The sequence below is a fragment of the Roseimicrobium gellanilyticum genome (assembly GCF_003315205.1).
GTDB lineage: Bacteria > Verrucomicrobiota > Verrucomicrobiia > Verrucomicrobiales > Verrucomicrobiaceae > Roseimicrobium > Roseimicrobium gellanilyticum.
This window is the reverse complement of sequence record NZ_QNRR01000007.1, coordinates 86651-99756: the sequence shown is the minus strand read 5'-3', so window position 1 is coordinate 99756 and position 13106 is coordinate 86651. Positions and strand designations below refer to the sequence as shown.

The window sequence follows — 13106 nt, the reverse complement described above, 5'->3', positions numbered from 1 at the left end:
GAATTGTCCGCACAGTGCACAGCTGCGTCTGCCTAGCGCCGACGGCGGCCAATCAGGCAAATCAGTCCCAGCATAAGGAGCAGGACACGACCCGGCTCGGGGACCACGACAAAAATGCCATGACTTGCAAAGAGGCTCGTGTCGTAGAAGAGGCCCCCACTGAGAGTCGGCAGATCCAAGTCCCCATTCAAACCACCGAATGTATTTGTGGATCCAGAATCGAAGTCGTTCGGCACCAGCATCCCCTCAGCCCAATCCAGAAGGTTGAAGACATCCCCAAACATCGGCGAATAGGCGGAGCCATCACTATTACTCACGACGATCTGACCACCCGCGTGCAGTTCCAGCGAACCGGTGATGACCACGCGATCATGATTCCCGCCTGTAAACGTGTCATAGGTATCCGCCTGACTCTGAAGGTAGGTGCTGAACGTACCTGCCGCGAGATGCCCACCAAAATTGGCAGCATCATTGTAGTCAGCCCCGTTGGTGGTACCAAGTTGCAGCACGAGACGCTCGGTTCCCGTGGCTGAGCCAGCGAGTTCCAGGTTGCCGGTCACCGTAAGTGTCCCCACGAGATTGCCAGCCGTGCCAACATCAGATGGATTGCTCGACATGCCAGGACGCAAGACACCAACGCCGCCATTTGTTCCGACCGTGAACTTTCCGGAACCCGTGACAATGGTTCCACTGCCGCTGACTACGGTATCCAGGGTATAGTCTCCGCCACTTACCGCTGCCATATCAAATTTCGCACCTTGGGCCACCTCAAGCCAGGATGTCTGGCTGATGGAACCCGCCCCCTCAAGAGCCAATGTGCCCGAGGCAACCGTGGTCTTGCCCTTGTAGGTATTGTCATTGGACATCGTGACCGTGCCTGGACCAGTCACTCGGACGGACAGAGTATCCCCTGCGTCCGCCTCTGAGATAACGCCTGAGAAGATGGTGCCACGAGCTCCTGTCCCGTCATCATCGTTGGACGCCGATGTCAGCACAATCTCCCGAAGATTGTCCACACCCGGCACCGAATGATGCTGCAGGGTGACGCTTCCTTCGAAGGTGGTGGTACCCGTGGTGAATGTCCCACCGATCGTCGTAGTTCCACTGCCGTTCGTATCATTGATATCAAACGCATTGGAAATTAGCATGCCTGACTGGGTGGCAAGCAATGCGATGTCCGGGTTCCCAGTCTCCGCCATCCAATGAACAGGATCCGTGTTATCCGCATTCACAGAGGTGATATCCTTGGAACCCATGAAGTACCTGAGGCCTGCATAAGTGCCCGAAGTCACTCCGACACTGGTCCCGTACAACATCTCAGTGCTGTCATCGAACTCGCTCGCACGGACGAGATTCATCTGTCCGCAGGTGGGGTCCACGCTCACGATCCGGTACACGCCATTGCGCTCGGGGTCGAGCCCTTCATCCTTCACCAGAATCCATTTGCCAACGTCCGCCGATGTGATGGCAACGCCGTCGACCTCAGCCTTCACGTTGAGAAAGGCACCTGTGCCAGCACCACCGGCGCCGTTGCTTGAGGCATCAAAGCTCCCCGCGCCAGGCGAGATGAGTGACTTTGTTGTGGCCAAGTAGGCATTCTGGCTCAGCGCACGATGAGTGTCGCCCATCTCCACCACCGTACTGGCCAAAGCAAACTCATTGGAGATGGTGAGGGTGCCATGACGGATCACAGTCCCGCCATTGATGGCAGCTCCGGCAACTCCCGCCGGGCCGTAGACATTCCCTTCGGCCAATTCAACAGTCCCAGATCCCACCTTGATGATGGACCTCTCCGAACCAGAGTCGCTGATGGCACCACCAAACCGGAAGGTCGAGGTCCCGGCGCTCTCCGCGAACAGATTCTGCGCCATTTCGACCGTCGCAGAACTGGTGAGCCCGTAGGTGCCACTTGTCGCTCTTGTGCCGATGACCACAATGCCCTCGTCATTCCCGTCAAACGCGTTCATTACAATGGTCTGATTCACTGCGCTTGCAGCACCATCCAGCAGCAGTTCCACTCGGGCGTCGAGAGGGTTGTTCCCATCATTGGGGAATCCACCGAGATAGATGATGTTCGAATCATCACCAAAAGCGTTGTTGCCACCACCAACAAGCGTTCCTTGGCTCACCGCCACGTTACCCGAAAACGTATTCGTTCCGGAGAGCCTCTGTGTCCCAGCACCTACCTTGTACAGGTTCCCCGCACCAGAAATGACACCGGCGAAGTCCGCATCATGTGTGCCGTCTCCACCCACACGGAAAGTTGAGTTCTGAATGTCCACTCGAGCGAGAATCGCTCCGACCAACGAACCGATCATATTGTCAAACCCGGCGCTGGCATCATCCCAATAGAGACTGAGTTCCGCATTGTCGCTCACTACAAACCTTGAGTTCGGCGAAAAGGCATTGTTGGATCCGGCATAGAGAATCCCCTCCAGGATTCTTGTATCCCCGGAGTAACTGCTGAATGAGCCAGGAGCATTTCCACCGCCGGTGGAAGCCCCCAGCACTGTATTACCCGAGCCAGTCTTGATGACCCCAAGCTTTCCGGTCACGTTTCCAAGATCCGTCCAGTAAGTTCCATCAGCCAAGCCCACTCCAATGTCCTGATACTGCAGGCCAGTTTGCAATGAGTGAAACGTCACCCAGGCATCTACCGGGCCAGCGTTTTCAATTCGAGAGCTAGTATGAAAGCCTGCCCCTCCGATGAATAGGAAATTTTGAGTGAAGATCTTGCTCAGGCCGGCCATCTGTAGGATTCCCGAGTTTCTGAATCGCACTAGGTTGTCATTGAGTGCGTTCACATGCCCCAAGCGGACTACGTTGGTATCGTCCGTGTCCACGGCCGGTGGATTGCTTGATGTGCCCGTATCGGCTCCAATATCCAGCATGCCAGTCCAGGCACTATTGTCTGCCGTGAAGTGGAAGATTCCATAGATATCGTGAATGGTATCGTTGGCACTCCCACCTTCGTTCACATCGATCAGCAAATTTCCTGCCCCACTGAATCCGCCCGAGAACTCCAGAATGGTCTGCTGCTGTACACCGTAGATGGCTTGATCAAGCCCTTCCGTGTCTTCATAGTAGAGGCGCACAGTGGGTGTGGAACCAGGGCCGCCATCTCCGAGTTGGATCTTGCCGGTGAAGCGAACGGTGCCGTTCAGCGCATAGTATCCACCACCGATGCGCACATCTTGGGACGTGTTTCGTACGATGATGTCACGCGCGATCGTGTAGTCCGTGGCACCGCTGTCAAAGGCAGTGGTGGGACTGTTGGACCCATTCTCTGCCAAATGTAGAAGCCGAACCTGGCCCGTTTCACCATTGAGCCCCATCATAATCGGTGAGGTGCCTGAACCAAAGGGGAGTCCATTGCCATAGACATTGAGATTGCCATCCTGAATGTCAATGCTCCCAGTGAAGTTAGGTATACTGCTGCGGAATGAGACCGTGCCGTCGCCATTGATGATGATGTTCCCATCACCATAGAGTCCGCCCTCATTGGCACCGAAAGTAAGGGTACCGTTGCCGGTACCATTCGCATCGGCATATCCTCCGTTACCCACCTCGATCAGAAGGTTGCCGACGACATGAACCATGCCATCCATCGCGACTTCCCGTTGCGTGGTCATTCGCAGTGTAACGTTGTCCGCCGCAGATTCGCCAAACTGGAGCCACTCACGGAGGCGAATCTGACTGTCGTGGTTGACGTCGCCACGTTTTGGAGACAGCTCAAGTGTTGCGTTATTCCGGACAATGGTGCCATCTGCCCATCCCTCCGTGGTGCCAAACGGGGTAATATAGACGTTGTTGCCGGAGTCATTTGTCATGCCCTGCACGTCCACACGTGTCGCCTGGACACCATCACCGATCACGGTCACACCTGTGTACGTGTTCATCACGCCAGCGACATCGGCAACAGTCGTCTCGGTCGCCCGGTTACCCATCTGGAAAGTACCGGCACCAGTGATGAACAGCCCTCCGCTGTTGGGGTTCGTGCCATAGGTGGAAATCACATTGGCATCGGAACTGAAAACCGCCTTGGAGACAAACACACCGCCAACATCGGTGACATCGATGTTGCCATCGTTGCCGCCAAGGACAACTCCAGCAGTGAGCACCGAGCTGGGTGCGGTGCCCGTGTATCGAAGCGTACCCCCATTCATCACAAAACCCGAGGTAGCGCCAAAGCGCTCTATACCATCCACAGAAACAATGGCAGCGCCGTTCAGGTGCGTAGTTCCGGTGTAGGTATTCGTGCCGGAGAGAACAGTCTCGCCACTGCCTGTGAACACCACATTCTGGCCACCGGAGATATCACCTGCGATGGTCACGGCGGAGGATGCATAGTTGTGCACGAGCAGGTCTACCGCAGTACCACTGGTCGTGATCCCGACTCCAGCAGCCATGGCGGTGCCACCGGTGTGATTGCTGGTGATCAGAATACCGCCGTCATTAAGGACCAGATTGCCAGTAGCAATGGTTCCTGCCGCGCTATTGAAGCGGACTGAATCTGTGATCCCACCCGCGAGACCGGCACTGGTGATATCCGTGTGCTGTCCCGCACCGAAGGTGTCCGTAGCATAGCCAGTGAAGGCGATGACGTTCCCGGCGGCATCTGTCGCAGCCCAATCCGTGGCAATCGTGGAGGTCGCCACGCCTGAACCGAACGTGGCAAAAGAGCCCAGACGTGCCCGCGAGGCCATGGCTGCATCCGAGAACCGAACCAGGCCACCAGCGATCGATTGGAGATGCAGCGTCCCTCCCGCGTTGCGCGTGATGCCAGTTCCTCCAATGCTGATGGTGCCAAAGGCACCAAGTCCGTTGCCAAGGGCCGCAATGCCGTTGCCACCTTGATTCAAAGTCAAACTGCCAAAGTTTTCGGTGAATGAGGCTTCGCTGCCGTCCATGACCAGGATACCACCGCCCATGAGGAGGCGCGCGCCATTACCCACACGCCGATTCAGATTGGAGCCATAGCCCTCCATGACCACCACACCACCCAGCACATTCAGTCCCTCCACGGTGCTCCCGCCAGCTGAGGAGCCTTGCAGATTCACCCGGCCCGAGCCCACCTTGGTGAGCGAGGTATTCACTGTATTCACAGCATTTCCACCATCGATGAAGTTCACTCGCATGGTTACCTCGCCACCCTTGGTTGCATACAAGCGCAGATCGCGGTTGGAGCCAGCCGTGCGATACGGTGTGAAGGTCACGGTACCGGTGCCCGTGCCAAAGATGACCTCACCACTCCGATTCTCACCACCCAGCGTGGAGTTACCAATGTTATTTCCCCTGCCCCAGTTGTCATTCCCATTGAGGTTTTCCGGATCATAGGGATCTCCGCCGACCGTCCAGGAAGAGAGATTGAACGTCGTTCCCCCATTCGCGAGGAAGAAGCCCAGATTGCTGTTGGAGGTGGCGTCTCCGGTTCCAGATCCACCATTGCTGTCAATGACACTTCGGCCACCCATGTGGAATCCTGACATGAAGTTGTTCGGATTGACGGCGGCGGCAGCTGCAGCAGTGTAGAAGTTTCCACTTCCTGCATAGCGCAGGGAGCCTCTCAGGAGCGAGATGCGCCCGGCAGCATCGTACGACTGCCAGAGCTGTACTGTGTTCTCATTGGTGCTGGCCACCACTTCCATGCGAAGCAGGTCATTCTGGTTGGCAGTGGTAACAGGAGCGCCCACCGCACCGGTCGCTGTGTCACGCACCCGACCACGGATGTCCAACATACCCGCGGCACTGGTGAGCGTGCTGAAGATGCGTGCAACACCGCCTTCCGCTCCTGCGACCCCATAGGCATTGGCATCCAGCCCACCTCCGTAGATATCTCCACCCAGTGTGAAGATTGCGGAACTGGCGTTCCCGATCCTCGCGGTGAAGTTGCGCTGGAATCCACCGGCGTTTCCGGAAGCATCAATGTTGTCGAGGATCACATCGCCTCCCCAGTAGCCGCCATCCTGCTCCGACCAGAGCACCAGCTTGTTGCCGTTGAGAGGTCCGACATAGAGGTCGACACCATCAACGTAGGTGCCGTAGCCAAGGACGAACTGGCCATCTCCCACCACATTGACCCGTTCGCTCAGGCCCAGCGCCCGATTGTTTCTTACGTAAAGCGTGCCTTCTACGATGGTCGTATCACCTGTGTAGGTGTTGGCTCCTTCGAGAAAGATGGATCCGCCTCCCGCTTTGATGAGACCATTGCCACCCGTGTTGGTAATGGAGGTATTGATACGAACATGGGTATTATCTCCGTCTTCGGAGCGATACGCATTGGGATCGTCACTCGTGTTGTAATGGACCCAGCGATTCATGTTGAACAGAATCGCCTGCTGTCCGTTGAAGTCGAAGGTCCCTCCATGAACATACCCTCGCATGTCAAGGTTTGCACCGGTATCCAGGCCAGCGCCGTTGCGGTTTTGCACACCGAGACCGTTAAAGGCCAGCACGCCGGAATTCACAGTCACCGTGGTGCCACGGCGAAGCATCAGAGACATTGTCTCGCCGCTGCCGTTCACGCCATTACCGTAGACGTTGAGGCCAATGGAGAAGGAGTTGATGGTGATATCCTCACCCAGTGTCACAATCTGATCACGGCGTCCCGTCAGTTCATTCACGCCAATGCCATCCGTCTGAATACCCGTGAGTCGGAGATTCTGCGCGGCGGTTACATCACAATCCCTCAGCACGCTGAGGCTCGATCCATTGACGACTGTGGATGCGCTGCCAATCTTGTGATAATCCGTGGAACCTTCAGCATCAGACAAGGGACGGAGGTAGTAGACCGTCTCTCCGGTGGTCGGATCTATCCCCTGCTCCGCAGTCATCATGTGCCGCGCCGCATAAGTGTCGCTCATCCGCTGATCCGTCGTGTCACTGAACCACTCCGCCCGTGTACCACCGAAGAATCCAGCAATGATCTTCGTGTCGCCATTGGTGCCATCCCCTGAGCCAAACATCTCCGGCAATGTGTCCACCATGAACAATGCCTGATTACCACCACTCTGTGAGGTGAAGTCCCCGCCAGCAATGCTGGTACCGCCGTCCGTGTTGCGGAACTGGAACACTGCGCCTTTATCTCGGACCAACTCGGAGAATCGGAAGCCTGCATAGTCTCCGGGAAGCCTGGCCGCTCCGGCCACAATATCCGCACCGAGATCCACTTCGATACCCGCGGTCCCCCACCGAGCGGTGTATCTGCCAAGCCGTTCCACACCACTGTAGACGCCCCCGGTCGCCTCCATGCGCAGGCGCGTCCAACCATTGGAGTCGATGGCGAGATTGTCCGGCAGGCGATCGTCGAACTGATTTTCACTAGTGCCCCCGTTTCCAAGTCCCAGATACGCATTGCGAGAGAGAGTGAGCCCTGTTGCACCACCGATCTTCCCATTTCCATAGATGCGGTTTGTACCGCCACCGAGAATCAGCTGACCCGTCCACTCAGGCGCATTCGTGTAGATGCGAAACTCCCCACTGGCACCACCTCGAATGATGTCCCCCTGGCCGTAGAAGGCGCCTGTGGATTCACCAAAGTAAATGTTCGATCCGTTCTTGTTGTTGATGTAGATGTCACTGTCGATGAAAAGTTGTCCGGTGAAGTCATAAGTCTGCGCCGTGCCCAGAGTCCGGATAGTTCCTCCTCCCAGGTAGCCTTTGCCTTCGAAGGTGAACCATTCGTAGATATCGCCTCCATTGCCGCCTGCGAGTTCGAGCGTGCCATCGGCGCCAATGATGGTACTGTCGGCAAAGGACCGATTCGATCCCAACCACTCCGCGGCGGAAGAGCTCGGCATGCTCAGCCGCAAAATGCCTTCGTTGATCCAGGTAATACCGCCGATCACTGGAGCAAGGTAAGAACGCGCCCCGCCTCCATCAGGATTGCCTGTAATGATGACACGACCGCCTCCATCGATGATGAGGTCCCCCATGTCGGGATTCCGGTCCGTGTAGCGCTGCGTAGCTCCTCCAACGTGGTCTGCATTGGCATAGCCGTTGCCGGAATTCACATGGCTGGCTTCACTCGTGATCAGGCCATTGATGGTGAGCGTCCTGCCAGCCTGCACATCCAAGGTGCCGCCATTTGCGCCCAGGAAAATTGTTCTTGCCCCGTTCAGACTGATGTCGTTGGTGATCTGGAGCGTTCCACCGTTCAGATGGATGTTACCAGAATTCATGATGGCCCAGATGCCCGCGTAGGTTTCACCCGAGGCCCCAGTTTCCGACTGTACCCATACTCCGCTCGTGTATCCCGAGCCTCCGCCCGTCAGAGTAACGGATGACACGTTTCCTGTTCCATTGGTGTTGAACGTCCCCGTCGCCGCAGCGCCAGGTGCATTGGACGTGTTGAAAATGAGCGTACCACCAGAAACATTGTTGCTGTGACTCCCGCCTCCGTTCATGAGAATAAGGCGTTCGATTGTGCCGCTGACATTGCCCAACTGGTCCTCAGAGGAAATGCTCACCACCCCGCCGTTGATGTGCATGTCCCCGGTGAACGTGTTGTCAGCCTCCAGCACTGTGGTACCGGTTCCACTATGCACGAGATTCACCTTGTCCGTCCCGTTGTCCACAATGGCAGCCGAGATGGTGGTGGTCCCGGTGCCGTAGTTGTGCACGACCAGATCATGGTTGCCCGATGCCCAGGCGCTGGTGAGATTCCCGTTGCCGATGTTCACAGATCCGGAGACCGAGGTTGGAATGAGGATGCCGCCATTCTCCACGGTCAGCGTGTTGCCTGCTCCTCCGAGATCGATGGATGCTGAAGAGCCAAAACGAATGGATGCCGTAGAGGTACTGCCACCCAAGACCGCATTAGTCGTGACATTTGTGTGACTACCTGAGGTAAAGGTATCATTCGCATATCCGGCAAAAGCTTGTACTCCGCTTGTGCCGCTACGGGCCGCCCAGTCTGTGATATTATTGAGCGCGGAGCCGTATACCGCCCAACTGTCGAAGCGATCCCCATCCGAAGAGGGGGTGCCTGAGGCGGACGTGAAATTGATCACTCCATTGCCAGATTCAGTGAAGGCCAGCGTGGAACCGGAGCGACGCGTAAGCACTGCCGTGCCGGATCCCAGCGTCAGTGTGGTGTTGTTCTGCGCTTCAATCCCCCCCGAACCGGCAAGCAGATAGATGTTTCCGGACAGCGACTGGGAGAATGCAGAAGCCTGCGCCTCAAGGGTGAGAGTACCACCACCAAAGGTCGACACGGCGGAGGAGAGAGCAAAGCGGTTGTTCCCCAAGTGATTCCCCCAAATCGTGCTGCCACCGATGAAATTCCAGCGTTCCACGTCCGATGTCCCAATGGCGTTTCCATTGAATCTCACCGTGCCTGGTCCAACCACGGAAATGCTCGAGTTCACGCTGGTGCCTTCATCGTCCAAGCGGCCGTTGAAAACCATGGTTCCACCACGCACCTGAAGGAAGCGAACGTCCCGATCTCCTCCCTGGTTCACAAACTGAAGACCGAAGTTCACGCTATTGTCCGAACTTCCGAGATATACCGTTCCACTCCGGTTCTCGCCACCAATGGTCTGTGTTCCATTTCGGTTGTCATTGTGCGAGTACAAATAGGGATGGTTGATGACCTGACCATCCCGCGTGAGCATCAGGTGGGAGTGGTACGTCTGCGCGGTAGAGCCATCACCTCCCAGCACAAGGCGGGTGAGGTAGTCATTGGCCAGTATGCGGCTGCGGGCGGTATCGCTCAGGAAGCCAGTCCCATCTGGGGAAGTCGTGGGATCGTAGAGCACCCGAAAATAGCCCTGCCGGATATCGATGCGTCCCGTGGCATTCCACTGCTGGAAGACATTGAGGTTGGCGTCATCAGCACCGGAAATCTGGAAGCGCAGCGCGTGATTCCGGTCAATCGTCGTGGCCGTGTCACCACGGACATTGACGGGCATACCCAGAGGTCCGGTGGGAAGATCCATCACTCTACCCCGCAAGTTCACAATGCCGCTGGCAGTACTATCATGTGCAAGGATGAATGAATCATCCCAGAGATCGCTCGCGGTGGCATTGGCGCTGGCCGTGGGGTCCACATAGATGTCCCCGTAGACCGTGAGCGTGGCATTGGCCAAGGCGGTGAGCCGATGCCGTTGATTCTCCTTCGACCCCGAGGAATCAACAGTATCCAGGATAATGTTTCCACCCCAAGTGTTGTGGTGGGACTCAGAGCGCAGGATCACCCGGTCGGTATCCAGAGGCGTGACCCGGATGTCTGTTCCTGTGATGTTTACACCACCTTGAAGGAGGAAGTTGCCCTGCCCCGTGATAACCACCTCAGAAATGCCTCCAAGGGCACCGCTATGACGCACCACCAAGCTGGCTTCATCCGTCACGTAGGCCTTGCTTCCCGCGATAAACTGATTCCAGGTATCCAGATAGAGATTGTTCCGCCCCGTCTTCAGCAAACCATTCGCATTGATGATGGTCGAGCGCATGTAGGCGCTGTTCCCGGAAAGGTAGTTGTAGTAGTTCGCTTCATTGCGGTCCAGATCCTCCCAGAAGCTGCCACTGTTGATGATGGCCATGCGACCATTCATGCTGATCATTCCACCCCGGACGGAGGCCTCCGTATTCACCGCATTTCCGAATCCGTAGTTGGCGAAGTTGATGATCCCGGAGTTGATTGTCAGAGTCTCCCCATCCTTGATGCGCACATACTCACCGTTGCTGTTGTCATTGGAGGTATCACCGACGGTGATCGAGTTGATGGCACGACTGGTGGAAATGTTGATGGCATTGTTCTTGTTGCCAAATGTCCCCAAGGATCCGGTTATCATCCAGTTCGCATTTGCCGACGGATCGGCAGTGCTCGTGTCATACTCGGAGTTGAGCAGTGGTCGCAGGTAGTCCACCCCGCCGACGTTCTCCACCGTCAGAAGACGGGCCATGACATTGGACCGCGCCTGGGCATTCTCCAAGGCTGCCAGGGGACGTGTCACCGTGGCGCCGCCGGCACCTGGTGAAATGGAACCAAAGGCACCGAGCACAATCGCCCTGTCCATGCTACCCGAGGCATTCCCGACCAGAGTGATGGAGCCGAGATCGTTCAAAGCAATGCGATCTGTGCCAGCTGCCGTCCCCCAAGTTGCGGTGGAGTTCACATGGGCGATCTTCAGCACCGAACCTTCTGAAATGTTCAGGCTCTCCAGCGAAATGTCAGCGCGACCGCCTGCCCGCGTATCAATGAACAGTTTGTTGGTTCCCACCGAGGAGTGCACATTCCCGAAGTTCTCGGTATTGGTCACGCTGGCATTTGTAGATAGCAGCAGGTACCCGTTCTTGAGATCCATGATACCCAGATCATTGAGACGGTCATTGCTGTTGGCAGCTGTGTTGTCCAGCCAGAGGGTTGCTGAACGGGTAATCTCGACCTTGGACGCCTTTGTCAGCCCACCCGAAGCACCACTCAACGCCACAGATGCCCACTGCTTCTCAACCTGACCACCACCAGTCTGGAACCCGGTTGGAAGATAGCGACCTGGGTTTTGTTTGATCAGGAAAGTGCCCGTGAAATTTTCATTGGCATTGGTCAGGCGCAGCTCTCGATTTCCCCGCTTCGTGATTCCGGTGCTGGAATCTCCCACGATCTCCCCTTCAATGATCAACGCTCCAGGATCATCATAGGCGCTGATGGCCGAGTTGTAGGCGGAGCTGCCTCCGGCGATGTTGAAGAAATTGTCGCGCACGGTGCCACCTACAAGTGTGATGGTGCTCGTAGCATCAAGGATAGTGTTGAAGGAGGTACCGGTCGTAGTAACACCGCTCCGATCAATGGAGCCGCGGTTCAAATTGATGTTGAGCCCAGTGTGGGTGACGTTTTGATTGTAGAACTCAATGCGCGCCTCAAACAAAGCGTTCCCTGTGGTATCGCTAATGTTCGTCACCGCGTAGGGGTCTCCGCTCGTCCGTGTTCCATTCGCTGGGTCCACACCATCGAATCGATTAGGATTGTAGGCGATGTTGATCGTGAGACCACTCGCCATGGTCGGATTCGCGGACGCCGGACTGCTCGACTCGAACCTCAGTTCCCCTTCGTAAACGTTGATGATTCCTGGATTGAGAATGATGGTATCGACCAGGGCAAAGTCCTGCTCGCCGAATTTGTTCAGGGTGAAGCCACCCATGTCCAGCGTGGCCAGCGCTCCGCCGCCCTCCACCTGCCTCATATCGATACGGCTTTCAGAGTTGATTGTGGAGTTCCCGTCGAGAATAAGCTGGTTGATGGCAGCGACGCCAGTGCTGTTCACGAGCGCTCCGGCATTGTACAGGCCATGACCATTCAGCCTGAAGATCTCAGCGACGCTTGCGCTCTGTTTGAAGTTGAGCCCGCGGAGATCGAGCCTTCCCGATCCCAGCACAATGGTCTCATTTCCCACTCCGGAAGCACCAGCGGCCCTGTTGCTTGTTTCATAGCGGACACTTCCAGAGTTGATCACGACTTGGCCCGTGAAGGTGTTCGCTCCCGTCATGATGAGCTCATTCCAGCGTGTGCTGGAACCCGTGGGGACCTCCGTGGGATTGGTAACATTCAAGGCAACGGCACCCGCAGCAGGACCGCCCACACCTGTGCTGATGATTCCAGAGAGCGTCAGCGCCTGGCGGCTCCCGGTGTCATTCAGCACGATATCCAATTGATCGTTCAGAACGATGCCGGCAGAGATGATGTTATTTGCCGTGGTATTACCTCCGGAGCCGAAGTTCAACTGTGCCGCACCTGTCGAGACATCAAAGGTCAGCACATTGGATCCGCTTCCTGCAATGGTGTAGCTTTGGGACGTATCCCCAAAGTTCAACGTTCCGAGAGTCACAGGCACATTGAGAGTGACTGTGCTGTTGGCGGCAATCACGTTCAGGAGGTTTGCGATGTCGTCAATGCCGTTGGGCACCACACCACCAGACCAGCTGGCGGTATCCGACCAATTACCGCCATTGGTGTCCGTGTACGTCCCTGTGGTTTGCGCCCGTGACGTCCCGACGAGAATTCCCATGACAAATACATACCCGCTCTTCTTTATCACCCTCCTCGCAGCTCTTAGTGAGGCATCCTTGAGCAACTGTATGTATCCAGTAATCATAGCGGAAATATCATG

General features: G+C 56.4%; 1 protein-coding gene. It reads right to left on the bottom strand.

Going from position 1 to position 13106, the window contains the following annotated elements:
- Window positions 1-32 precede the first annotated feature (32 nt).
- Window positions 33-13004 carry an autotransporter-associated beta strand repeat-containing protein gene (locus tag DES53_RS19025; protein ID WP_170157223.1) on the bottom strand — a complete coding sequence of 4324 codons (12972 nt, stop codon included), beginning with the start codon at window positions 13002-13004 and terminating at the stop codon, window positions 33-35.
- Window positions 13005-13106: the final 102 nt, after the last annotated feature.

Coding starts and splice junctions, on each gene's coding strand:
- DES53_RS19025 (WP_170157223.1), bottom strand. CDS start 13,004: ATGGGAATTCTCGTCGGGACGTCACGGGCGCAAACCACAGGGACGTAC.